The following is a 23,955-nucleotide window of genomic DNA, read 5'->3' on the forward strand; positions in this document are numbered from 1 at the left end:
CCGGCCGGCGGTCCGTCCGTACCTGCCGCGGTGACCACCGTGGCGCGGGCGGCGTGCCCGGACCGTCCGTGGTGGTGCCGCCTGCCTCCGACGGGCGTTCGACCGGGCCGGGCGCATGGGCTAGAGTGATACCAGAGCACGCCGCCACGAACTCGGGGCGGTGGCCCGCGCGTTGGTGGTCCAAGGAAAGACGTCCCGCTTCCTGCGGGGAGATGCAGGTGCAAGGCCTGCCCGGCGCTCGACGAGAACCCCGCCCCCGGCATCCCGGGAGCGGGGTTCTCACGTGTCGGCCCGGTGCGTCACCGAGCGGCCGCGGCTCAGCGGGAGGCGGCCCTGTCGTACGCGTCCACGAAGACGCCCTCGGCGCCGTACGCGTGCCGGACCCGGTCGTACAGCCAGCAGTCGAACATCGACCGGTGCTCGTCACGCGCCGGCCCGGACGGCGCGTGCGGGACGGCCTGGAAGCCCTGCCGCGCGTTCACCCACGCCGCGAACCGGCGGGCGGCGTCCTCCGCGTCCCGCAGCGCCCCCCGCCGCGCCCGGCCGGGCGCCCCGGCGAGGACGGCGACGTCCATGAACAACTGCCGTTGCCCGGCACCGACTTCGGGACCCGGACCGACCAGGCCCGGTGTCGCCCCGCGGGTCAGCCGGGCCGGACGGACCCACAGCCCGTCCGCCTCCTCGAAGACCTGCCGGCAGTGGCGCACCAGGTCCTCCAGGTGGTGCGCCGGTACGAGCGCCTCCTGCGCGACGGCGTGCCGCGGGTGGCCGAGCAGGCCGCGGCCGTGACGGCGGTGGTAGTGACCCAGCGGCACGTACTCGACGGCGCCGGTCCGCGCACGGGCCCGCGCGTGCGCGCGAAAGGACGGCTTGTACCACCGGCGGACGTGGTTCCGCCTGCCCCGGGGGCGGTCGGCGAACTCCGCGGTCACGACGACGCCTTCGCCGGGCCCGTGCACGAACCCCTCGACGAACGCGGGCCCGTCCGCCGCCTCGGCCAGACGGGTGAGGTCCCGGCACATCTCCTCGGGGCCGGCCACCGGGTGGTACCGCACCTCGACCCATGGGCGGGCCGGCACGACGCGGAGCTCGACCGCGACCACGAACCCGAGGGAGCCCCGGCTCCACGGCAGCGCGTGGAAGAGGTCAGGGTGCTCCGTGGCGGAGACCCGGACCACCTCGCCCGTGCCCAGCAGCACGTCGTAGCTCTCCACGGTGTCGGCGAAGAGGCCGTACCGGTGCGACGCGGCGTCGACACCGCACCCCATGGTCAGACCGCCGACCGTGGCGGAATCGGGCCCCGGCGCCACGGGGAGGGTCCAGCCCCGGCGGGCGAGATGACGGACGAGCCGGCCCATGGTGACACCGGGCTCCACCCGGACCACCCGGCGCTCGGTGTCCAGCCGCAGGACGGCGTCCAGGCCGAGCCGCACGGGGCGGGCGGCGCACGTGGGCGAGGACGTCCGCAGCGCGGCCCGGACGCCCGCGCCGGAGCCCGTGCACAGCAGCCCCGCGCGCTCACCGGCCCGCCGCCGCACGGTGGCCCCCAGCCTCGCGACCCGCTTCTCGTGCGGGGTGAGCCGGCGCAGCGCCCGGCGGCAGGCGGCGTACGAGGCGCACACGAGCGACAACAGGCCGGTCACGGCCAGGAACAGCGGGACCGTGAGGGTCCGGTGGCGGCTCCGCGGCGCGCCGGACGGCCGGGTGCCGGCTGACGGAGCGGGCGGAGCGGGCGGAGCGTACGGAGCGGGGAGAGCGGCGGGGGAGGGCGGGGCCGGGGGGAGCGCGGCCGCTCCGTCATGGGCGACGGAGCGGTCGGGCGTGTCGGTCACGGGCGTTTTCACGGACGTTTCCTCTTGCGGATCGCGGATCGTGTGCGGCCGGTCCTGGCGACGTCCGCCCGCGGGGCGGGCGGGCGCGGCGGCCGTTCGGTGCTGAGCGGGTGCCGATCCTGACACAACCGGACATCGCGGACGGCCGGCGGCCGGGGCGCCCACCGGCTCCGTACCGGGCCCGTGCCCTGCCCCGCCCCGGTGTCCTGTGCCCCGCACGGGTGATGCGGGACCGAGGACACGCGCTGACCGGACAGCGTACGACCGTACGACCGCGCGGCGGCCGGCACCGCCGGGTCAGCGGCCGGGCACGGGCCCGATCGGCTCGCCCGAGACGGCGAAGGCCGCGAAGTCCGCGTGGCCCGTCCGCGGTGTCGCCCACGTCGGGTCGCTGCCGCCGAAGAAGGTGGAGAAGAAGACACCGTCGATCTTCAGGCTGTCGGCGGTGCGGAACTCCAGGTTCTCGCTGTGCAGGACCTGCTCCCCGTCGAGCAGCACCTTCACCGAACCGTCGGACGAGCCGGGGCGGTTGAGGGTCACCGCCTGTTCCACGCACGTCCAGCGGCCGGTGGGCCAGCTCCAGTCGCCACGGCCGAGGGACGTGCCGTGCTCCTGCGAGGTGGGCAGGTAGGCGTACACCTCGGCCTCGCCGCCGGTGCGCCACATGTAGCGGGTGGACAGGCCGTTCTCCCCGTCGGGGATGTGCCGTCCGCTGGTGACGTCGCCGCCGTACAGGCCGGGCAGCTTGCCGCCCTTGACGAAGTCGAAGTCCTCCGGGAAGCGCAGGTAGTAGCGCAGGTGCAGGGATTCCGCGGGGCCGGAGCGCAGGGGCAGGTACAGCTGGGCGCCGCCCTGGGGGCGTTTCCAGCGCCGTGCGACGGTGGGGCTGGCCGAGCGGGCGGGGTAGCGCACGCGCAGCACGGGGCCCGGCAACGGGTCCTCGGCGCCGCGCAGTTCCATCCGGTCCAGGCCGAAGGAGCCCTCCTCGCGCGGGCTGAGGCCCGGACCGAAGAACCGGGCCAGCTCGGGGGAGTCCCAGTGCAGCTCCGGCGGGGCGGACGGGGACGGTGACGGGCTGTCGGGGGCCGGCGCGGGGGAGTCGTCGCCGTCGGAGCACGAGGCGAGGAAGGCGGCCGCCATCGCCGCCGTGCCCACCGCGATGAAGTCCCTCCTGCGCATGAGCTCCACTCCTGTCCTCGGTCCTGTGCAGTTCCAGACCGGCCGTCCCGCGCGGCCGCGCGGGACGGCCGGTGGTCACGCGGGGGAGATGCGGTAGCCGGCCGCCGGGCCCCCGTCGCCCTGGGCGCGCAGGGTGACGACACCGGAGGCGTTCGCCTTGCCGGTGGTGACGGTACGGCTGCCCGCGGTGAGCTTGTACGTCGCGCCGGGCGTGAGGCCCCCGGCGCTGAAGGTCGCCGAACTGTACGGGTCGAGCTGGACCGAGACGGTGCCCGACAGGTTGCGGAACGCGATGCTGCCCGCCGTGTCGGCGTCGCCCCTGACCCGGTACGTCAGCGAGGACGGCGCGGTACCCGCGTCGATCACCGTGCCCGTCGTCCGCTGGGTGAGCGGCCCGGCCGCGAACGTACCGGTGAAGGTGTTGTCCCGGAAGGTGACGTCGTCGGCGTCGTTGAGCCGGAAGGCGTCGCTCTTCGAGCCGTTGAAGGTGTTGCCGGTGAACGTCAGCCTGCCGGGACGGCCCGTGGTGCCGGTGTACGCGGGCACGTCGGAGCCCTTGTAGGTGAAGACGCCGTACTGCCCGCTGTCGCTGACGGTGTTGTCCGTGGAGACGATGTCGGTGCTGCCGACGCTGTAGCGCAGCCCGTACCTGGCCCGCTCGATCCGGTTGCCGGTGACGGTGTTCCCGCTGCTGTCGAAGACCGCGATGCCGGCGCCGTTGGGGTGGTCGTACACGTGGTTGTTCCGTACGACGGTGTCGGTGACGCCGCGGTGCAGCATGATGCCGTGCACCTGGTTGTCGGTCGGGTCGTCGTCACCCGGCGGCACGTGCGGCGGGACGCCGTTGTGGTGGACCGTGTTGCCGACGATCTCCAGGTCGTTGCACCGCTGCGAGCAGATGATGCCGTGGGTGCCGTTGTGGTGGGCGTGGTTGCCGATGATCTTCAGGTGGTCCGAGTCGTCGTGCGGGTCGAGCCCGTACGTCACGTTGTTGTCGTACTCGTTCCCTTCGAACGTCATCCCGTACGCGCCGAAGGTGTACGTGCCCATGTAGCCGTGGTGGAAGCGGCTGCCCGTCTGGGAGCCGCGCACCTTCAGCCGGGCGCAGACGTCCTGGGTCTCGATGCCGCAGCCGCGCGCCTTGTAGGAGACGCCGTAGCTCTCGGCGGCGTAGTAGCCGAGGTAGCCGAGGTCGCTGTCCTTGATGTCCATGCGCGACTCGCGCGCCACACCGTTCGCGTCGAGGTAGGACAGGGCGCGGATGAAGGCGCGTCCGCGGCCGCCGCCGGAGGGGACGCCGGGGTCGGTGTCGGGGCCGTTCTTCTCGTCGTCCCAGGACGTGATCTTCACCTGGTCGATGTCGATCGTCCCGTACTGCGCGGTGATGCTGCTGACGCGCAGCGGGTCGCCGCCGGCCGCGCTGCGCAGCCGCAGCGTGTCCACGTCGCCGCCCGCGGCGGTGCCGTGCAGGCGGAGCGTCGCGCCGTTCTGGACGACCAGGGTGGCGTTCAGCTGCCAGACACCCGAACCGGTGCCCTTGACGAGCGGTGCGGACGGACACAGCTGGAGGATGCCGGACAGGGTGTTCGTGCCCGACGTCAGGTACAGGGTGTTCGTGCTCGAGGCGTAGCGGACCTGCCCGGTGCAGGCCGCCGCCTGGGCCGCCGGGGAGAGGGCGACCGCCGTGCCGGCGAGGAGTGCCCCCGCGCACAGCGTGGTCGTCGCCCCGCGGCCCGCGCGGCCGTGCAACAGGCGTGAGAGATGGTTCATGGCGGTGCGGCTCCTGTCTCGTCTGAGGTGGGATGCGCACGGTGAGGGACGCCCGGGACGCGTGGGCGTCCCGGGGTCAGACGGTGTTCCGTACATGGGTGGCCACCTTCGGCCGTGGTGTCCGGCGGTGCCGGACCTGGTGGACGGTTTGCAGGACGGCCGCCAGGAGCAGGGCGCTCAGGGCGGCCACGCCGAGCCAGGGGAACGGCGGCAGGCTGACCGTCGTCCGGCCGTGCCGTTCGGTCCTGCCGTCCCCGGTGAGCGCCATGGGCGCCCTGACCCGGGAGTCGGTGAGGTCCATACGGGCCTCGTGGTCGGTCTGGATGCCGCGCCGCTGGGCGAGGATGTCGAGGTCGTGTCCGGTGGCCCGGACACCGCTCGACAGGTGCACCGCGCGGTGCGTCTCGTCGATCGTGAGCCCGCTGAGGTCGGCGCGGGCCTGGAGGACGACGGAACTGGTCGAGCCGGAGATCCGGCCCGCGGAGGCGCGCAGCCCCGGGGAGGCGGAGACCAGCCCCTTGCTGGCCGCGCCCTTGATGCCGAAGCCGCTGAGCGTGACGTGCCGGGTGCCGCGGCCGACGGTCACGCCGGTGTGCCCGCCCCGGATCAGCAGCCCCTGGAGGGACACCCGGTCGGCCCGCCCGCCGACGCCGATCCCGACGCGGTTGTCCGCGAGGGAGATGTCGGCCACCTCGGCGTGCGAGCCGCCGACGTCGATGCCGCGGGCGAACCCGACCACCTTGCCGCCGGTCACCCGGGCCACGGTGGTGCCGGGCTCCAGCCGGATGCCGGTGCCGTGCCCGTTGCCGTTGAGCCGCGGCCGTTCCACGGTGACCCGGCCGCCGTCGCCCCGGACGCGCAGCGCGTCCCGCGAGGTGCCGTGCACCGTCGGCCAGCTGACGGTGCAGTCGGTGCACGCGACGAGCTCGATGCCGCTGTCGTCGCCGTGCGAGACGGGCGACTCCAGGCGCAGCCCGGCCTGGTCGACGGCGCGGACCCCGGCCTTGCCGTTGTTCCGGGTGACGACGCCGGTCAGGACGCGCGGGTCGGGGCCGCCGTCGAGGACGACGCCCCCGCCGCCGTTGCCCTGCGCGGTCAGCCCGTCGGCGGTGGTGGCGCGGTCCTCCCCCAGGACGATGCCGTCCCCGGCGGACCGCTGGACGGTGACCTCCCGCAGCGTGACCCCGGAGGCGCCGGACAGCCGCAGCCCCGTGCGGTTGCCGTCGAACGTCGAGAAGGTCACGGACCCGGTGCTCATCCGGCCCCAGGTGACCCCGGACTGGACGGCGCGGCCCTCCCGCCCGAACCCCGTGATCGTGCTGCCGCGGATGTCCAGCCGGCCCTCCGCCCCCATCGCCACGTAGGGGCGGCCCGGAGCGTCGGCGGGCGCGGGACGGGAACCGTCCGCGCCGACCGAGGTCAGGGTGACGCCCTCGATGTCGAGCGCGGCCCTGCTGCCCCTGATCCAGGTGCCCGAGGCGGCGGTCGTGCCCGCGGCCATCAGCACGTTCCTCGTGCGCTCGTCGACGCGCAGGATCGTGTTCGGGGTGAGCAGGAGGGCCGCGCCGACGCGCACGGTGGAACGGTCCCGCGCGTCGTACGCGACCCACCGCCCGCCCGTGCTCGTGGCCAGCCAGCTCAGCGGCACCACGCCGGCGGGCGGGACCAGCCGGCGGACCACCGTGCCCCTCTCGACCAGGCTCACCGAGCGCGGCCTGATCACCACCAGCCGGTCGGGACGGTCGTTGCGCTGCCAGGCGGCGACGTCGGGATCGCCGGCCGCGCCCGCCCCGGGCGCGGCCGACGAGGCGAACACCAGGGCCGCGGTGAGGGCGACCACGGCCCTGGCCATGTACCGGATGTGTGTCATGCCCCCACCTCGGTCGTGGTGGGCCCCGCCGACGGGGCGGAGGTGCGGACGGCGACGCCGTCCACCACCCCCACCTCGCGGGTCAGCCAGCGCTGCCGGCGAATGGTCAGCAGCGCGCAGATCTTCACCACGGCCATCACGAACGACATCAGCACGAAGCCGGGCACCAGGAAGAACGACGACGGGCGCCGGACCAGGTGCGGCAGCATCTTCATCGACCGGCTCACCCACCACCACGCGGCCAGACAGCTCACGAAGAACCAGTCGCCGCGCAGGATCGCGTACGTCATGAACGCCGGCGACAGCAGCAGGGTGAAGCTGCTGACGCCCTTGTCGGCCATGGTGAACGCCAGGAACGGGTGGCGCCGGATCCACGGTCGGGACAGCGCCCGCAGGTCCGATCTCCAGGTGTTGCGGGCCCACCGCAGTCTCTGCTTGAGGAAGACCCGCAGGGTGCCCGGGAAGGTCGACCAGACCCGCGCGGAGCGCTGCATGTAGGTGCGGTGACCGCGCTCGAGGATCAGCGTGGTCAGCCGCTTGTCGTCGCCGGACATGCAGGGGACGCCCATGAACGTCTCCTGCATGAAGTCGTCCGAGATCTCCAGCAGCAGCTCGCGCCGGTAGACGGCGGTGCGGCCCGAGAGACAGGACACCGCCCTCCCCATGACGGTCTGCGCGGCGTTCTCGTCGAAGTACCGGTAGTCCAGGAACATGTCGTTGACGCGCTGGAGGAACCCCTTGGGGTTGTAGACGTTCTGCCGGGTGCCCACTCCGCCGACCCGGGGGTCGGCGAAGGGCTTGGACACCTCGGCGGCCACGTCGTCCGCCCAGATCGTGTCGGAGTCGACGAGCGCCACCAGTTCGGTCGAGCACGCCTCCCAGCCGCGGCGCAGCGCGTCGCGTTTGCCGGGTACGTCGGTGACGACGACCGTGACGGGATAACGTGCCGCGATCTCCTGGCACTTCGTGTCGGTCACGTCGATGACCAGCACGATCTCCTCGACATCGTTCGCCAGCCAGGACTCGACGGCACGGGCGAAGATCTCGGGGTCCTCCTGGTACACGGGCACGACGATGCTCAGCGGCAGCCGGTGGTCGTTCTTCACCTGCCGGTAGAGCGCCGCCGGAACGCGCCTCACCAGCCAGCAGCTCCAGCGCACCAGCCCCAGGATGCCCAGGGGCAGATAGACGAGGTAGTACCGGAACTCGTAGAGAGCGGTGTCCAGTAGTTCACTCATGGCCGCGTCGCGTTCAGGCGGCGGGGCTGACGGCGGCCTTCTCGCCGGCCACCCGTTCGCTCCGCCCGCCCGCCGCGCGGTCGGCCAGTACGTCGTTCACCCGCACCACGGCGCGCAGCAGCGGCATCTCCAGGCTGATGGAGTCGGCGAGCCCGAGGAACCCCTGGGTGTCCTTGGGCAGGCAGACGCCCCCGTACGGAGCGCCGCCCCGGATGCCGTAGGACGGGTTGTAGGAGCCCTCGGCGGACCGGGCCACGGTCTGGGCGATCGGGTCGAGATCGAGGCCGAGGGCCTGACTGACCAGCCACATCTCGTTCCAGAAGCTGATCTTCGTGGCGTTGAAGATGTTGTGCGCGCACTTGACCATCTCGGCGGCGGCCGGGTCGTCGAAGGTGCGCAGCTCCCCGCCGAACGGCGCGAGCAGCTCCGAGAGCCGCTCCACCGTGCGTGTGCTGCGGGAGGCGATCACGGTCATCCAGGGGTGTTTGAAGTCCTCGACCGCGGAGGCGGCCCGCAGGAACTCCGGATTGCTCGCGAGGTGGAAGTCCTCACCCAGCGTCCGGCCCGAGTGCTTCTCCAGCAGCGGCTGGACCAGCCCCTCGGTGGTGCCCGGCGGAACGGTGCTCCGCACGACGACCACATGGGTGCCGGAGGCCGTCCCCAGGGCCTTGCCGACAGTGGTCGTGCCGTCCTCGAACGCCGAGAGGTCGTAACGGTGCCCCACATTCGGCGTGGGAAGAGTGAGGAAGACGAACGAGTCCGGTTCGTTGTCCAGGTCGAGAGTGTCCCGCGCGTCCAGCCCCTGGGAACGCAGGTACTCCAGCCGTCGGTGCGCGATGTCGATGAAGGTCACCTCGTGCCCGGCGTGCAGAAATCCCTTCCCGGTGGCCGTCCCGACGACGCCGGAACCCACGATGAAAATGCGAGCCATATGGCAGGCCTTTCGTTGAAAGTGCGCGCTACCGCGACCCTCACGCGGTAGAGGAAAAAGATGGAGGCGTATTGACCTGGTCCGCGCCGAGCGAATCCGGACGGCAATACGGAAAGAATGAGCCGCCTGCCCGAAGGCATGGCGGACGGCACCACGGCCGGCGCCGGCATCGGCCTCTCCCCCCTGCTCCGCCCGGTCGCCCGACCGACGACGACCGGTGCATCAGGTTCGGCAAGGCCTGCTCACGGCTTGTACCGCGGCCGCGGTACCTGCCCGGACAGCATCCGGGCAGGCCGCTGCCGGGCAGCGCCGTGTCCCTTGCCGAACCCCCCCTTTACGCCCCTCCGCGGTCCTCGCGCGATGTGCTGACTGCGCTGCTGAGCGACCGCCACTGAATGACACTACAGAAGTCCCCGGCGACACCGCTGGGATATCGCCTCGGGGTGTCGGGGATGCGCCACGGGCCGTGTCGCGTCCGCATGGACGCCGTTGCCCTGCGGAAAAGCGAATTACGTGCGAGTAGGGCGAGCGTTTACGTGGTGCGGGTCCCGGTAAAGTGCCGGGAGCAGGTTGGCCGGAAGCGGGACGGTGTTCACTGTGAATGAATGCCGGACGAACCCCTGCGGCATACAGGGGTATGAGGTGCGCACGGTGGTCACAGGAATCTCAGGAGTCCACGGAACCCGGATGCGTCACAGGAGCCGATAACGCCACGCCCCGTGCGGGATGCCGCCGGGGAGCCGGTCAGGCCGAGCGGCGTCCGGAGGCCCGGCCGGCCTCTTCGTCCCCGAGCGCGATGCGGGCGATGACGCGTTTGCCGACCGGCTCCTGCCGGGTCTCGAAGCTGTGGGAGAGCGCCATCACGATCTCCAGGCCGTGCTGGCCCACCCGGCCGGGGTCGGCGGCCCGGGCCACCGGGAGCACGGGGTCGCTGTCCCACACCACCACTTCCACCAGCTCGCCGGTGAGGCACAGCTCCAGCAGGACGGGACCGGGCGCGTACTTGCGGGCGTTGGTGACCAGCTCGCTGACCACCAGCCGGGTGACCTCTCCGGCGCGGGTGGACACGGGCACCTCGTGCTCGTCCTGGACCCGCTCGAGGAAGTCGTCCGCGAGACGCCGGGCCTTGGCGATGCACGCGCCGTCACCGTCCAGCGCCGCCGCGACGTGCGGGCGACCGGGCGTAGAAGCCGTGCGGCCCTCGTCGAGGGGAACGGGCTCCATCGGGACCGCCTTCACTTTCTGTCCATGTGCTCTGCGGGTACCCACAGGCTCGCCGTACACGTACTCCCACGCGCCGCACGGAGCCGTTGGCCGGAACTTCGCGCGACGTCGACCATGGAAGTATGACGGACCGTGCCGATCGGCCGCGAAACGTGGACAGCGCGACGGCCGGTATCCGCCGGGCCGGACGGCGTCCGGTCAGCCGGATACCGGGGCAATCCCGGCGCGAGGGGAGCCGGGAAACGGCACACGGTTGTGACGGAACGATTCCTCAGGTGCCGCCGACCGAGACCGCCGGGCCCGCGCCCGGTCCCGTCCGTCCGGGCGTGCGCCGCGGGCCTCAGCAGGTCTGGTCGAGCACGTCCGCGGCGGCCCGTACGGAGTGGGACCAGGCGAGCCCCGTGCCGACGAGCGGCTCGAGCGAGTCGAGGAGCCGGGCGCAGTCCGGCGCGGTGGGACGGCGGGCGCCCACGCGAACGGCCTGGCCCAGCGCCACGGCGAGGGAACCGTGCAGCAGCCGCAGGTTCCGCGACTGCCGCAGCGCGGTGAGCGCGGCCTGCGTACCCATCGGGACGATGTCCTGGTTGTGATGGTTGGTGGGGATGCTCTGCACGGAGGCGGGGACGGCGGCGCGGCGCATGGCGACGACGAGGGCGGTGGCGGCGAGCTGGACGCCCTGCACACCGTGGTCGTGCCCCGGCCGTTCCGCCAGCACCGGGTTGAGCCCGCCGTTGCGGTGCGGGTCGATCAGTAAGTCGAGCTGGCGTTCGGCGAGGTTGGCGAGCTGGGCGGCGGTGGCCGACATCAGGTCGGCGGCGAAGGCGACCTGCTGGCCGAAGAAGTTGCCCCCGTGGCAGACGACGTCCCGTTCGGGGAAGAGGAGCGGGTTGTCACTGATGCCGTTGAGATCGTCGGTGACGACCTGGCGGGCATGGCGCAGGCTCGTGGCGGCGGCGCCGAGGAGGTGCGGCGCGCAGCGCAGCGTGTACGGCTCCTGCAGCGGCCGGTCCACGTCGGGCCGGTGACCGGCCAGGCGTCCCCGCAGTTCGGCCGCCTGCCGCGCGGTGTCGCCGTGTCCGAGCGCCAGGAAGAGCTCCGGGTCGGTGAAGCCGGTGCGGCAGCCGAGGACGTCGGCGAGCAGGGCCGTCAGCGCGGTGGCGGCGGTGAGCGAACGGCTGAGGGCGGCGAGCGCGAGCCCGGCCGCGGCCGCGGTGAGGGACGTGCCGTTGACGAGCCCGAGCGCGTCCCGGCCGCTGAGCGACAGGGGCCGCAGCCCGGCCTTCCCGAGAGCCTTGCCAGCCGGCATCCGGACGCCGCGGAAGTAGGCGTCGCCGCGGCCCTGCAGGGAGCGGACGGCGTGCGCCAGGGGAGCGAGGTCCCCGCTGGCCCCGACCGATCCGTACTCGGGCACGGCGGGGGCGAACGGCGTGGCGAGGGTCTCCGCGAGCGCGTCGATGACCTGCAGCGTCACCCCGGACCTGCCGTGGGCGAGGCTCCACAGCCGGACCAGCAGCGCCGCCCGGACCACGTCCGGCGCGAGGTCCGGCCCCTGCCCGACCTCCAGGTGGACGAGCAGGTTCTCGCACTGCTCGGCCGCGTCCTCGTGCCCCGAGTAGCCGACCAGGGGACCGAACCCCGTGGTCGTGCCGTAGACCTCGCGTCCCTCGGCGACACAGCGGCGCAGGTAGTCGTGGCAGCCGGCCGCCGCGGCCCGGGCCGGCTCGTCGAGACGGACGCGCACGGGGCGGGCGGCCGTCTCGAGCACCTCGGGGGTCAGGACCGAGGGGAAGCGGAGCTCGGCTGTCCCGGACGGGCTGTGCGGGGTCGTGGTCATGAGCTGCCTCCGGCAGTGCGGGTGCGGACGCTGGGTGCGTGGGTCGGCCGGGGGTGGGACGGCCGTCAGAGGGACCGGGAGGGAATCGGGCGGGGACCGAGCAGCCGGGCGACCGCGGTGCCCGGGTCGGCCGGGTCCCCGGTCGGGTCGGCCGCGACGGCCAGGACGAGATCGGCGTCGCCCGCGGCGACGAGGCGGCCGGCGGTGGCGAACACGGCCCGGTCGGCCGGGCCGACGCAGAGGGTCGCGAGCAGCGGACCGGTCAGCCCCCACACGACGGCGACGTGGCCGAGCGCGGTGCTGGGCACGTTCTGGAACAGCAGTTCCTTCGGCACGGGCCGGTGCCCGGCGACCGCGTCGTCGATCGCCGTCTGCGTCACCACGTCCCCCCGGGCGGCGGCGAGCACCAGCGCGATGCGCCGCCCGGCCTCCGGCGGCACCGGCGGCGCGCCGTACCGCGCGGTGAGGCACCGGTCGGCGACCGTCACGAGGAGAGGGGCGAACGCGGACGCCTCGAAGCGGGGCACCGGCGGCAGCGGCGCGCCCGGGTCGTCGGGCGGCGGCCACCGTGCCTCGGCGTGCACGGCCAGCCCCACCGCGGCCCCGCCGGTGCCGCCGTTCACGGCCCGGCCAGCAGGAGGACGGCGCTGACACCGCCGAAGCCGGTGTTCAGGCTCAGGGCGTGGTCCGCGGGCGGGGGCTGTCCGTGCTCCAGGACGAGGTTGAGGGGACAGTCCCCGTCCGGTCCGAGGTAGCCGGCGTTGACGGGCAGCTCCCCGTGGTGGAACGCGAGCGCGCAGACGGCCAGTTCCACCAGGCCGGACGCCTCCAGGCAGTGGCCGTGCAGAGCCTTGGTGGAGCTGACCGGCACCCGCCCGCCGTAGGGGGCCAGGGCGCGTACGAGGGCCGCGGCCTCGCTCGCGTCGAAGGCGGGGGTCGCGGTGGCGTGGGCGTTGACGTAACCGATCCGGTCGGGACCGATCCCCGCCCGGTGCAGCGCGGCCGCGACGGCGGCGGCCGGACCCACGCCCTCGGCGTGCGGGCGGCAGACGTGGTGGGCCTCGGACGCGTTGCCCCAGCCCGCGACGTGCGCCCAGGGCCGTGCGGAACCGTCGCGTTCGAGGACGACGGCGGCGGCACCGTCACCCAGGACCGGGCCGTCACGTCCGGCGCTGAACGGGCGCGCCACGCCCTCGGCGGAGAGCACGCCCGCGCTGTCGAAGGCGGCGAACATGCTCGCGTCCACGAAGCTGCCGCCCGCGACCACGATCCGTTCCTCGGTGCGGACGGAGATCAGGTGCGCCGCCTCGGCGACGGCGGTCGCCGAGGCGGCGCAGGCGCCCGTGTGCACGGTGAGCACCTCGCGCAGCCCGCAGGCCGCGCTCAGCCGGCCGGCCCGCGCGGCCGTGTCCCGGCCCGCGTGCACGGCCAGCACCAGCGGGGTCCGCGCGCGCCGCGCGGACGACAGCCCCGCCTGGTCGCACGCCTCGCCGACGAGTGACTCCAGCTCCGTGAACAGGTCCGGGTCGCCGGGCACGGTGCAGGCGGCGTGCGCGCGGTGCCGCGCGGTGTCGAACCGGGTGACGGGGGTGGCGGCCGGTGCCGCGGAGAGCAGCCCGTCCCAGAGCGCCTCGGGGCCGCGCCCGTAGGCGGTCAGGACGGACAGGCCGGTGACGCGGGCCATCAGCCGGCCACCGTCCCGGTCCGGCGCGGCGGCCGGGGCCGGAAGACGACGGGCAGCTCCTTCAGCCCCGCGGTGACGTGCAGGTGGGTGAGCGGTCCCGACGAGCCCGGCTGCCAGGCCAGCCGCTCCAGTGGCCGCGCCGCCCTCAGACCGGGCAGCCGGCGCAGCACGGCCGCGAGCGCGGCGCGGCACAGGGGTACGGCCAGATGGGTGCCCAGGCAGTAGTGCGGACCGTGGGCGAAGACGAGGTCCTGGTCGACGCGCCGGCCGAGGTCGAGACGGTTGGGGCGGGCGAAGCGGTCCGGGTCCCGGTTGGCGAGCGCGAGATGGAGGATCACCGCGTCGCCCGCCGCCAGCTCCGCACCCGCCAGACGGGTCGGCCGGGTGGCGAAGCGAGGCATGGTCGCGGCGAGCGGGGAGGTGTAGCGCAGCAGCTCCGGCAGGCCCGCGACGACCGCGTCCGGCGCGGCGAGCAGTTCGGAACGCTGCCACAGGCTGTACAGGCTCGTGGTGAGGAAGTCCGTGACGGGCTCGTACGCGGCGACGAGCAGGATGAACAGCGTGGAGGTGAGCTGCCCGTCGTCGAGCCCCTCGGCCTCGGCGCGGGAGATCATCTCGCTGACGGCGTCGGGGCCCGGGCTGCGCCGCTTCGCGGCGACGAGATCGTGCAGCAGCTCGCTCAGCGCCTGCCGCTCGGCGCCGTACCGGCGGCGCTCGGGCGAGCCCTCGGGGGCGAACACCGGTGAGGGGGACCAGCGCGGCAGGTCCAGGACCCGCCGGGTGAACTCGGGCGGATAGCCGTACAGTTCGGTGACCGCGGTGACGGCGAACGGGTGGGAGAAGTCGTGCACCAGGTCGGCGTGGCCGCGCCCGGCCACCCGGTCGAGGTGGGTGTCGGCCAGCCGCGCCGCCCGGCCGGCGATGTTCCGCAGCCGCTCGGGAGTCAGCGCCACGGCGCCCAGGGCGCGCAGCCCGCGGTGCGGTTCGCCGTCCGTGTTGCCCATGCTGCGGACGATGGTGCCGGTGACCTCGGGGCCGGTGAAGGAGAGGTAGCGCTCCCAGCGTTCGCCGCCGTTGACGACGGGCTTGTGGAAGACGGAGTCCGTCAGCGCCTGCCGCACGGCGTCGTACCCGGTGGCCACCCATACGGACGAGCCGTCGGCCAGACGGCCGCGCCACACCGGTGGTTCGCCCCGCGTGTCGACGTCCTCGGCCGCCCGGCCGAGCCGTACGCGCACGTCCATCAGTGCGGATGTCCCCGGTCCCGCAGTGGTCACCGCGCCCCCCTTCCCCAGCCCAGCGTTCGCGTTTGTTGCCTTTCCGCTGTTTTGGGTGGTCAACCTTCTTCCTGCGGCTTTCACTCGCAAGAATGACGTTGATGGTGGTTTCAGGTGGTGCGCGTAGTGGTGGTGCTCACCCGACGAGGTGAGAAAGGCGGAGAGGGAGCAACCGGCCCGCCGGACGGCGGCCGTCCTCGAAGAGCCCGCCCACGACGGGCAGGGAGCTGAGGCCGCCGTCCCCGGCGTGGTTGAGGGAACCGAAGGGGGGCAGGGTGGGGAGCACGCCACCGAAGGGGTTGACGAGCACGCCGACGACGGGCAGCGAGCTGAAGATCCCGGCGTCGGCCTCCACGGTCCTCGTGCGCTCCCCCGCCGTCCCGGGCCCGGTGGCCGCGTGGGCGGTGCCGGGCAGGGTGAGGGCCGCGCCGAGGACGGTGAGCACCGCGAGTACGCGCTTGGTGTCGTTCATGTGTGAGGAACGCCCCCGCGGCAGCCGCGGTTACTGGCGACGCGCCCACGTGAGTGATCGGGCGGGACGCCCTCGGCGAGACCCTCGGGGAGGTCGTGAGGGGGATCGTTTCGTCGTCCACGTTCGGGTGACGGCGCGGCTATGCGGGAGGAGGGGTGGGCAGCTGTGCAGCGATTCGGAAGCCAATCCTCCGGGACCTGCTCCCGGGGCGTACAGACACAGGAGAGTTCCATGCGCCGTATCGTCGCCGTCGTCTTCGGGGTCGCCGTGCTCGTGGGGGCCGCGGCCCCGTCAGCCGGTGCGGTCCCGGACCCCGCGACGGCCATTTCCTGCCTGACCGGAAGCGCGGGCGAGCTGACGGGCCTCATCGATCCCGCCGCCCCCGGACTGCCCGCCGAGCTCCCCGGCGTGGCCTGCCTCGCCCCCTGATCCGACGCGGTCGGCGGGCTCATCGGGCCGGCGGGGCGACGACCGCTTGCCCCGCCGGCCCGAGCCACGGGTGCCGGCACGTCGGGGCGCCGCCCCTCCCGGCCGGGACCTCCGCCGGGCCGACGGCTCACGACGGATCAGCGGCTCACGACGGATCAGCGGGCACGCTCCTCAGCAGCGCGCGGACGACGGGACCGGCCGACGCGGCGCCGCTGACGCCCTGCTCGACGACGCAGGCGACGGCGACGTCGCCGCGATGGGCGACGAGCCAGCCGTTGTCGGGGACGCCCTCCGCGACCTCGGCCGTCCCGGTCTTGGCGCCGATGTCGCCGGGCAGACCCGTGAGGACGCTCGCCGTGCCCTCGGTGACCGTGTCGCGCATCATCTCCCGCAACTGCCCGGCCACCGTGCCGGGGAGGGCGGTGGTCCTCGTCGTGTCCTCGTCGCCCGGGGTGAGCGAGGGTCGGCGGAAGGTCCCGGTGACCGCGGTCGCGGTCACGGACGCCATGATCAGCGGGCTGACCAGCACCCGGCCCTGACCGATCATGGAGGCGGCCTTCTCCGTCCCGTCCCTGGGCACGGGGACCGAACCGTCGTACGACGGGACGCCGACGTGCCACGCCTGGCCGAGGCCGAAGTACCGCTCCGCCACCTCGCCCAGCTCCCCGTCGCCGAGCCTGTCGTGCAGGCCGACGAAGGCCGTGTTGCACGACTCGGCGAAGGCCTCGCGGAAGGTGGCGCCGGGGTGCTCGGACCGCCCCGCGTTCTCGAACCGCTTGCCGACGGTGCGGAACCTCGGGCAGCCCACCACGTCGTCCGGCGCCACGGCGCCCTTCAGCAGCAGCGCGGCGCTGGTGACGATCTTGAAGGTGGAGCCGGGCGCGTAGCTGCCGGACACGGCCCGGTCGAACCCGCCGGCCGGGGAGTTCGCCACGGCCAGGATCTCCCCGTCGGCCACCCGCAGGGCGACGACCGCGGCGTTCTTCCCCTCGGCTCCGACGTCGAGGGCCTCCTCGGCGGCCGTCTGCCAGGCCGGGTCGATCGTGGTGGTGACCGGCTCGTCGCCGGGGCGGTGCCCCTCCTGCCCGAAGGTGACCTCCGTCCCGGTGACCTCGCCGGTGACCCGGTCGATCCGCCGGATCGCGCCCCGCGGGCCGACGCCGGCCGCGGCGGAGAGCCGGACCAGCAGCGGACGCAGCGAGGGGTGTCCGTCGCCGGACAGCGGCTCCCCCTCCCGGTCGGTGATCTCGGCGAGCGGGGCGTCCTCGCGCTCCAGACGGAACTTCTGCGCCGTGCTCAGCCCCGGGTGGACGAGGGACGGCCGCCAGTCCACCTTCCAGCCGCCGCCCTCCTGCTCGCGCAGGGGCAGCCCGGACTCGTACGTCCAGGTGCCCAGGCCCCCGACGGGCATCTTCGCGGTGAAGGGGACGAACACCTCGCCGCGCCCGCCGGCCTCGTCGTCGCCGCCCGCCGTGCCGAAGGCGGCGGTGCCCGGGGTGAGGGCCGGGTCGCCGATGTCCAGGCCCTCCGTGAAGCCGCGCAGGACCCGTTCCGCCTCCGTGGGGTCCGACGTGAGCGCCGCCGCCTCGGGGAGGCGGCCCGCGGCCCACTCCCCGAGGAAGGCGCGTGCCCGGGCCGTCGCCGCGGGATCGGGCCCCGCGGGGCCGGGGGCGAAGGGCCCCGGCCCCACGGCGTACGTCACGCCCGCGGCGACGGCGAGCACGACTCCCGCCGCGACGGCCGCACGGGCCCTCCCGCCGGGCCGGCGGCGCCCGGCCCGCCCGGTGGGGGGAAGGGGTGGACGGTACGTGTGCGTCATGGTGTGTCCTCGGTACCCTCGGTGCGGCAGTCGTCGCCGGGCGCGCGGTCCTACGTCAAGGCGTCCGCGACCACGGACGCGGCCTCGGCGATCAGGGCGTTGTCGTACTCGGCGTCCTCCTCCCCGCGGTTCGACATGACGGACACCACGATGGGCTCGGTACCGGTCGGCCACACCACGGCGATGTCGTTGCGCGTCCCGTAGGTGCCCCCGGCGCCGGTCTTGTCCCCGACGACCCAGTCACCGGGCACGCCCGCCCGGACGAGTTCGTCCCCGGTGGTGTTGTTCCGCAGCCAGTCGGTGAGCTGCGCGCGTTCGTCCTTCCCGAGGACGTCGCCGAGCACGAAGGCGCGGAGGTCCTCGGCGAACGCGCGCGGCGTGGTCGTGTCGCGGGTCCGTCCCGGGACCCAGTCGTTCAGTTCCGGCTCCTCGCTCTCCATCTGCGTCACGTCGTCCCCCAGCTCCTCGAGCACGGCGTCCAGCCCCGCGGGGCCGCCGAGTGCGTCGAACAGCAGGTTGGCCGCGGTGTTGTCGCTGTACCGGACGGCCGCGTCGCACAGTTCCCGCAGCGTCATCCCGGTGTCGACGTGCTTCTCGGTGACGGGCGAGTACTCGGCGAGGTCCTCCTCGGAGTACCTGATCACCTCGTCCATGCCCGCCAGGGAGTACTCGCGCAGCACGGCCCCCGCCGCGAGCGCCTTGAAGGTGGAGGCGTAGGCGAACCGTTCGTCACCGTTGTGGCTGACCTCCTGCCCGGTACCGGTGTGGATCGCGTAGACGCCGAGCCGTGCGTCGAACTTCCGCTCCAGTTCCGCCAGTTCCGCCAGCTCCGCCAGCTCCGCCGGTTCCGCCGGTTCCGCCGGTTCCCGGGTGGCCGAGGAGGTCGCCCCGGGTGCCGGGGCGCCGGTCGTGACGTGGGCCGGTGTGCCGCCCTGGCCGCAGGCGGTGAGCGCCCCGGCGGTGACGAGCGGGGCCAGCAGGGCCGCGGCGAACCGCCGCGCGCGTGTTGTGAGCATGGTCAGTGCCTCCGGACGGGCCCCGGGCAGCCCGAGGGGCGGCACGGGGCCGGATCGTGTGGTCCCGCCCACCCTGATGCCAGCACTGTCATACGGTCCAATACGCTGAGGTCCGTCTGCATGCGGTTCTGGCATAGTGCCTGGTGCGGGGGGGGGGGGGCAGGAGCAGGGGCGGAGGACGGGGGACCGTGGATCTGGTGGCGGCGTGCCGGGCGTTCGTCAGCGTCAGCGAGCGCGGCAGCTTCACCGTCGGCGCGGCCGCCGCGGGGATGTCCCAGCCGGTGGCGAGCCGCCGGGTCGCCGCGCTCGAACAGCGGCTGGGCGAGCAGCTCTTCGAACGGACGTCGCGGCGGGCCGTGCTCACCCCCTTCGGCCGCGAGATGCTCCCGGCGGCCCGCCGCCTGGTGCTGGCTGCCGAGGTGCTGGAGCAGGACGCCGGCTCCGCCCGGCGGAGGCCGTGGCGGCTCGCCGTGCCGGACATCTGCTCCCCGTACGACCTCGCCCGGCTCGTCGCCGAGGCGAAGGAGCACGGGATCGTCCTCGACCTGCGCGTCGTCGGGACACCGGCGCGGCGGTCCGAACTCGTCCGGTCGGAGCAGGTGCGCGCCGCCCTGCTCGCCGTACCCCCGGACGAGGCGACGTGGTCGGTGCCGCTCGGACTGGCCGGCGCCCGGGACCCGGGGGTGAGACGCCTGTACGTCGAGACGCTGCGGGTGGGCCGGACGGACCGCGCGTCGTCCGGACGGGGGCGCCGGATCTGGATCCAGCCGGAGGACGACGTGCCGCACATCCGTGACCCGCTGACCCGGCTGCGCGACGCGGTGGGGCTCCGGCCGTCGCAGCTCGTGGTCGCACCCGACCTCATGACCGCGGCGGCGGAGGCACTCTCCTCGGACGACGTGCTGCTGTGCTCGCCGGCCCAGGCGGCCGGACTCGCCCTGCACTGGCGCCCGGTGGGCGAGATCGCCCCCGTACGGGGGTACGCCCTGGACGCCGCCGCGGCCGGCGACCCGCAGCGCATCCGGGAGCGCCTGGGCGAGGCCGTGGCCCGCTGCCTCGGCGCCGGCCCGGACCCGGTGCCGTACCGGGTGAGCGGAGCACGGGTGTGAGGACCGAGGCACTCCTGCGCGAGCTGCGCCGGCAGCTGGAGGACGGCGGCCTGCACGCGAGTCTCCTCGTCCGGGACCTGCACACGGGGGAGGAGCTGGGCATCGACCCCGATCTGCGGCTGCCCTCCGCGTCCCTGGTCAAGGTCCCCCTCGCGCTGGCGACGGCGGAACGCATCCGGCGGGGCGAACTCGACGGCGCGGACCTGCTCGACGTCGAGCCCGGCCGGATCACCACCCCCGGCCCCACCGGCATCAGCCGGTTCCGGCACCCCGTCCGCATCGCGATCGACGACCTGCTCTACCTCAGCACCAGTCTGAGCGACCAGGCGGCCGCCGACGCGCTGTTCGCCCTCACCCCGCCCGCCCGGGTCGCCGGCATGCTCGCCGAACTCGGCATACGCGGCATCTCGGTCCGGCACACCGTCGAGGAACTGAGCGACACCCCCGTGGAGCGCTTCGACCCCGACCAGGTGCACCTCGCCCACGCCCTCGCCATCGACGCGGGCACGAGCGGCCGCGGGCACCGGGTGCCGCAGCTCGACGTCTCCCGTGCCAGCAGCGGCAGCGCCCGCTCCTACACGGATCTGCTCCAGGCCCTGTGGACACCGTCGGCGGTCCACCCGGAGACGGCCGCCCGCGTACGCACCCTCATGGCGAACAACGTGCTGCGCCACCGGCTCGCCCCCGACTTCACCTCCGACGCCTCCACCTGGTCCTCAAAGACCGGCACCCTTCTCAATCTGCGCCACGAGGTGGGTGTCGTCGAGCACGCCGACGGCCAGTCCTTCGCGGTCGCGGTCCTCACCGAGTCCCGCGTGCCCGCCGCCGCGCAGCCCGGCGCGGAGGCCCTGATGGCGCAGGTCGCCCGGGCGCTGCGCGACCACCTCCGGCAGCTCCGGTGACGTGGCCCGTTCACCCGGGCCGCCGAATTCGGCGTGGCCGGAGCCGCGCCACGACGTCCGGGCCGCGGACCCAAGGAAAGATCGTCTCGCTGTGCCCCGACACACCCGCACCCCAGAGAGAGCGAGACGCCGCCATGCGGGCAACGTATCTGTACGAAGCCGGTGACGTGCGCGTCGAGGACGCGCCGGACCCGGTCGTCGAGCAGCCCACCGACGCGGTCGTGCGCGTGGTGCGTGCCTGCGTGTGCGGCAGCGACCTGCACCCGTACCACACCATGGCCGCCGCCGACGGACCCGCGCCGATGGGACACGAGTTCCTCGGCGTGGTCGAGGAGCTCGGTCCGGAGGTGTCCGGTCTGAGCCGCGGCGACCTGGTGGTCTCCCCGTTCTCCTACGCGGACAACACCTGTGAGTACTGCCGGGAGGGCCTGCACACCTCCTGTCCGCGAGGCGGCTTCTTCAACAGCGCCGGCGTCGGGGGCGGTCAGGCGGAGGCCATCCGGGTCCCGCAGGCCCAGGGCACCCTGGTGAAGCTGCCCGTCGGCGAGGACTCCGAGCTGCTGCCGGGGCTGCTGACCCTGGCCGACGTGTACGGCACCGGCTACCACGCCGCGCACATGGCGCGCGTCCGCCCCGGCCACACGGTGACCGTCATCGGCGACGGCGCCGTCGGCCTGCTCGCCGTGCTGTCCGCGAGACAACTGGGCGCCGAACAGATCATCCTGATGGGCCGCCACAGGAACCGCACGGACCTGGGCCGCTTCTTCGGCGCCACCGACGTCGTGCCCGAGCGGGGTGAGGAGGGCATCGCGAAGGTCCGTGAGCTGACCGGCGGCCACGGCACCCGCGCGGTGCTGGAGGCCGTGGGCCACATGCCCGCGTACGAGATGGCCGTCGGCGCCGTCCGCGCCGGTGGCGTGATCAGCCGGGTGGGCGTGCCGCAGTACGAGGCCGCCCCGGTCGGCTTCGGCAGCCTGTTCGGCCCGAACGTCACGCTGACCGGCGGCCCGGCGCCGGTGCGCGCCTACATCGAGCAGCTGCTGCCCGCCGTCCTGGACGGCACCGTCGAGCCCGGGCGCGTGTTCGACCGCACGGTCTCGCTGGAGGAGGTGCCGGACGCCTACCGGGCGATGGACCGGCGCGAGGCGCTCAAGGTCCTCGTCGTCCCCTGACCCGGCCCGGCCACCGCCCCGGGCGGTCCCGGAGCGGCGGCCGCGGCGTCAGTCGCACACGGCGCACCCGCACTTCCTGCACCCGCACGCATCGCCGGCGGGACCGGGACCCGCGCCGTCGTCCAGCAGCGGTCCGAGGCCGGCGGTCAGGTGCTGGTGCAGGGTGGCCTCGCTGGCGACGCTGAGGGCCGGGGTCCGGAAGGCCCTGCGCATCAGGCTGGTGCCCAGCATCCAGGCGGCGACCAGTTCCGCGCGTACCTCCGCGTCGGGTCCGTCGAGACGCTGCGCGAAGCGGTCGGAGAACACCTGGGCCACCTCGTCGCGGAACCGCCGCAGGCCCTCCTCGCGGCTGGGGGAGCGGAGCACCGCCAGCACCGGGTGCGGGATCTCCTCGTCCGGCGGCCCGCTGGTGACGAAGTCGCACACCCAGGCGGCGACCTCGTCCAGCGGGGTCTCCAGCAGCGGTTCGAACATGGCGGTCCTGGAGGACACCGCGTCGAACAACGCCTCCTTCGAGCCGAAATAGCGGTAGACCAGAGCGGCGTCCACCCCGGCGTCCCGGGCGATGTCCCGGATGCTCGTGCCGTCGTAGCCGTACTTGCCGAACCGCTGCCTGGCCGCAGCCAGCAGGGCGCTGCGGGTGCCGGACGCACTGCGCTTGCCGCTCGCGGACCGGCCCGGTCCGGTTCCCCCGCCGGGTGCCCGTACGGCCTCGCCGCCCGGGGCGGCCGCCGCGGAGGGTATCGCCCCCAGCGTGCCCGTGCAGTCCGAGGCGGGCTCCACCGTGCCGCGCGCACCGGCCGCCCGCGGGGTGGGCCGCCGTCCCGCGCCGGGCTCCCCTTGCGCTCTCGATCCGCTCATCTGCCGCACCTCTGCCTCACATAGACGCCAGCGGGACAGGACAAAATACTCGTTGTTGCACAAGTCTGGAAGTCATCGGTCGTTGTCATCAGTCGTTGACTTCCTTGTCCGCCACGAACCTACAGTCTGCCTCGTGTCCGGCCGTCTTCGAGGATCAGAGGTGGATCCTCGTGTCCAGCACCCGAGTCGTCGTCATAGGAACCGGTTACGCGGGTCTGATCATTGGGGCCCGCCTTTCCTCCCTCGGGCACCGCGTGATGTGCGCGGACACCGGCACCGGCAAGGTGGAACGGCTCCGCCGGGGCGAGGTCGGCATCCTGGAACCGGAGCTGCGCCGGAACTCGTGCGCGAGGGACTGGACTCCGGGCGGCTGGCCCTCTCGGGGGAGGGGCATCGTGGCCGCGGTGCGCGACCTGGCGGAGCCGGCGGAGTCGCCGTCTGAGCGACGGGGCCCTTCCCGCACCGCGCGTTCCGCCCCCGCGGCGCGCGGGTCAGGGGAGCGGCCCCGCAGTTTCCCCGTCGGTCGGCGGGGTTAAACACCTGTTCGCCGCGATGTTGCCAAATCATTTTTGCAGAGCGTGCACTTTTGCATAGCATGCACCTCATGGCGGAGAAGCGAGGCACGAGCGGCGGGCTGCGGGAGCGGAAGAAGCGTGCGACGCGCGCCGCTCTCGCGGAGGCCGCGGTGCGTCTCGCCGCGGAGCACGGGACGGACAACGTCACGGTCGAGGCCATCAGCGCCGCGGCCGGTGTCTCCGTGCGGACCTTCTTCAACTACTTCGACTCGCGCGACGACTCCTTCATCGCCATCGACGCCGAAGCCGGCGAGCGCGTACGCCGGGCCGTACTGCACGCACCTGCCGGTCTGTCGCCCCTGGAGGCCGTACGCGAGGGCCTGGCCACGGAGTTGCGGGAGATCGAGCGGCAGCACGGGCTCTGGAGCCTGTACGCCCGTGTGCTGCGCACGTCACCGCACCTCCTGGTCCGGCACCTCGGGGCGCACATGGCCGACGAGACGGGACTGGCGGAGGCGATCGCCCGGCGCATCGCCTCCGGCCCGGACGGCCCGGACGGCCCGGCACCCGGCGACCGCGCCACACCCTCCGCGGACGGGGGCGGAGACGTGGGCGAGAACGAGCGGCGCAGGGCGCTGGACCTGTACCCACGGCTGCTGGCGGCCGTCGCCGGCACCGCGGTCCGGGTCAGCGTCGATTACTGGTGCTGTCGGCAGGAAGAACGTTCCTTCGCCGAGGTCTTCCGTCAGTCGTTCGACCTGCTCGCCGACGGACTGCCCGCGCCACGCCGGTGAACCACGTAGACCGGTCCGGCCGGACAA

At 73.9% G+C, this 23,955-nt stretch carries 21 protein-coding genes; 6 read left to right on the forward strand and 15 right to left on the reverse strand.

Features of this window, described 5'->3' with window-relative positions; translation table 11 throughout:
* Positions 1–317: 317 nt before the first annotated feature.
* From IEZ04_RS25390 to IEZ04_RS25445, 12 genes are all read right to left on the reverse strand, one after another.
* Positions 318–1,844, reverse strand: coding sequence for an FAD-binding protein (locus IEZ04_RS25390; protein ID WP_189219268.1), 1,527 nt, complete (start codon positions 1,842–1,844; stop codon positions 318–320).
* A gap of 285 nt (positions 1,845–2,129) precedes the next feature.
* A complete protein-coding gene (locus IEZ04_RS25395; RefSeq protein ID WP_189219269.1) occupies positions 2,130–3,011 on the reverse strand; it encodes a polysaccharide lyase in 882 nt (293 codons plus the stop codon).
* A gap of 75 nt (positions 3,012–3,086) precedes the next feature.
* Positions 3,087–4,781: a right-handed parallel beta-helix repeat-containing protein gene (locus tag IEZ04_RS25400; protein ID WP_189219270.1), complete on the reverse strand. Its 1,695-nt coding sequence runs from the start codon at positions 4,779–4,781 to the stop codon at positions 3,087–3,089.
* 76 nt (positions 4,782–4,857) lie between these two features.
* Entirely contained in the window at positions 4,858–6,651 is a 1,794-nt protein-coding gene (locus tag IEZ04_RS25405; RefSeq protein ID WP_189219271.1) for a right-handed parallel beta-helix repeat-containing protein, read from the reverse strand.
* Positions 6,648–7,889, reverse strand: coding sequence for a glycosyltransferase (locus tag IEZ04_RS25410; RefSeq protein WP_189219272.1), 1,242 nt, complete (start codon positions 7,887–7,889; stop codon positions 6,648–6,650). The genes IEZ04_RS25405 and IEZ04_RS25410 overlap by 4 nt, the downstream gene beginning before the upstream one ends.
* 13 nt (positions 7,890–7,902) lie before the next feature.
* Positions 7,903–8,820: a 2-dehydropantoate 2-reductase N-terminal domain-containing protein gene (locus IEZ04_RS25415; RefSeq protein WP_189219273.1), complete on the reverse strand. Its 918-nt coding sequence runs from the start codon at positions 8,818–8,820 to the stop codon at positions 7,903–7,905.
* Positions 8,821–9,564: 744 nt separating this feature from the next.
* Positions 9,565–10,044: an ATP-binding protein gene (locus tag IEZ04_RS25420; protein WP_189219274.1), complete on the reverse strand. Its 480-nt coding sequence runs from the start codon at positions 10,042–10,044 to the stop codon at positions 9,565–9,567.
* A 340-nt stretch (positions 10,045–10,384) separates the two neighbouring features.
* Entirely contained in the window at positions 10,385–11,878 is a 1,494-nt protein-coding gene (locus IEZ04_RS25425; RefSeq protein ID WP_189219275.1) for an aromatic amino acid ammonia-lyase, read from the reverse strand.
* Positions 11,879–11,943: 65 nt separating this feature from the next.
* Entirely contained in the window at positions 11,944–12,501 is a 558-nt protein-coding gene (locus tag IEZ04_RS25430; RefSeq protein ID WP_189219276.1) for a beta-ketoacyl-[acyl-carrier-protein] synthase family protein, read from the reverse strand.
* Entirely contained in the window at positions 12,498–13,562 is a 1,065-nt protein-coding gene (locus tag IEZ04_RS25435) for a beta-ketoacyl-[acyl-carrier-protein] synthase family protein (RefSeq protein WP_189219277.1), read from the reverse strand. The genes IEZ04_RS25430 and IEZ04_RS25435 overlap by 4 nt, the downstream gene beginning before the upstream one ends.
* The gene (locus IEZ04_RS25440) at positions 13,562–14,839 is read right to left on the reverse strand and encodes a cytochrome P450 (RefSeq protein ID WP_189219278.1); all 1,278 of its coding nucleotides are present in this window, start codon (positions 14,837–14,839) and stop codon (positions 13,562–13,564) included. The genes IEZ04_RS25435 and IEZ04_RS25440 overlap by 1 nt, the downstream gene beginning before the upstream one ends.
* Positions 14,840–14,975: 136 nt before the next feature.
* A complete protein-coding gene (locus IEZ04_RS25445) occupies positions 14,976–15,311 on the reverse strand; it encodes a hypothetical protein (RefSeq protein ID WP_189219279.1) in 336 nt (111 codons plus the stop codon).
* Positions 15,312–15,542: 231 nt separating this feature from the next.
* On the opposite strand from IEZ04_RS25445, the gene IEZ04_RS25450 reads away from it, so the two are divergent.
* Positions 15,543–15,740: a hypothetical protein gene (locus IEZ04_RS25450; RefSeq protein WP_189219280.1), complete on the forward strand. Its 198-nt coding sequence runs from the start codon at positions 15,543–15,545 to the stop codon at positions 15,738–15,740.
* Positions 15,741–15,885: 145 nt separating this feature from the next.
* Here IEZ04_RS25450 and IEZ04_RS25455 read toward each other — a convergent pair whose 3' ends face one another.
* Entirely contained in the window at positions 15,886–17,559 is a 1,674-nt protein-coding gene (locus IEZ04_RS25455; protein WP_189219281.1) for a penicillin-binding transpeptidase domain-containing protein, read from the reverse strand.
* 50 nt (positions 17,560–17,609) lie between these two features.
* Positions 17,610–18,575 (reverse strand): class A beta-lactamase, encoded by a 966-nt coding sequence (bla, locus tag IEZ04_RS25460; RefSeq protein WP_189219282.1) that lies wholly within the window; start codon positions 18,573–18,575, stop codon positions 17,610–17,612.
* A gap of 188 nt (positions 18,576–18,763) precedes the next feature.
* Between bla and IEZ04_RS25465 the strand changes: the two genes are divergently transcribed.
* From IEZ04_RS25465 to IEZ04_RS25475, 3 genes are all read left to right on the forward strand, one after another.
* Positions 18,764–19,684, forward strand: a complete 921-nt coding sequence (locus tag IEZ04_RS25465) for a LysR family transcriptional regulator (RefSeq protein WP_189219283.1) — start codon at positions 18,764–18,766, stop codon at positions 19,682–19,684.
* Positions 19,681–20,586 (forward strand): serine hydrolase, encoded by a 906-nt coding sequence (locus IEZ04_RS25470; RefSeq protein ID WP_189219284.1) that lies wholly within the window; start codon positions 19,681–19,683, stop codon positions 20,584–20,586. Before IEZ04_RS25465 ends, IEZ04_RS25470 begins: the two co-directional genes overlap by 4 nt.
* Positions 20,587–20,720: 134 nt before the next feature.
* Positions 20,721–21,758: an alcohol dehydrogenase catalytic domain-containing protein gene (locus IEZ04_RS25475; RefSeq protein WP_189219285.1), complete on the forward strand. Its 1,038-nt coding sequence runs from the start codon at positions 20,721–20,723 to the stop codon at positions 21,756–21,758.
* Positions 21,759–21,806: 48 nt separating this feature from the next.
* On the opposite strand, the gene IEZ04_RS25480 is transcribed toward IEZ04_RS25475, so the two are convergent.
* The gene (locus IEZ04_RS25480; RefSeq protein WP_189219286.1) at positions 21,807–22,619 is read right to left on the reverse strand and encodes a TetR/AcrR family transcriptional regulator; all 813 of its coding nucleotides are present in this window, start codon (positions 22,617–22,619) and stop codon (positions 21,807–21,809) included.
* A gap of 170 nt (positions 22,620–22,789) precedes the next feature.
* On the opposite strand from IEZ04_RS25480, the gene IEZ04_RS25485 reads away from it, so the two are divergent.
* Complete coding sequence (locus IEZ04_RS25485) at positions 22,790–23,155, forward strand: hypothetical protein (RefSeq protein WP_229821267.1); 366 nt, start codon at positions 22,790–22,792, stop codon at positions 23,153–23,155.
* Between the two features lie 59 nt (positions 23,156–23,214).
* Positions 23,215–23,928 carry a TetR/AcrR family transcriptional regulator gene (locus tag IEZ04_RS25490; protein WP_189219287.1) on the forward strand — a complete coding sequence of 238 codons (714 nt, stop codon included), beginning with the start codon at positions 23,215–23,217 and terminating at the stop codon, positions 23,926–23,928.
* Positions 23,929–23,955: the final 27 nt, after the last annotated feature.

It is taken from the genome of Streptomyces ruber (genome assembly GCF_014648075.1).
Lineage (GTDB): Bacteria > Actinomycetota > Actinomycetes > Streptomycetales > Streptomycetaceae > Streptomyces > Streptomyces ruber.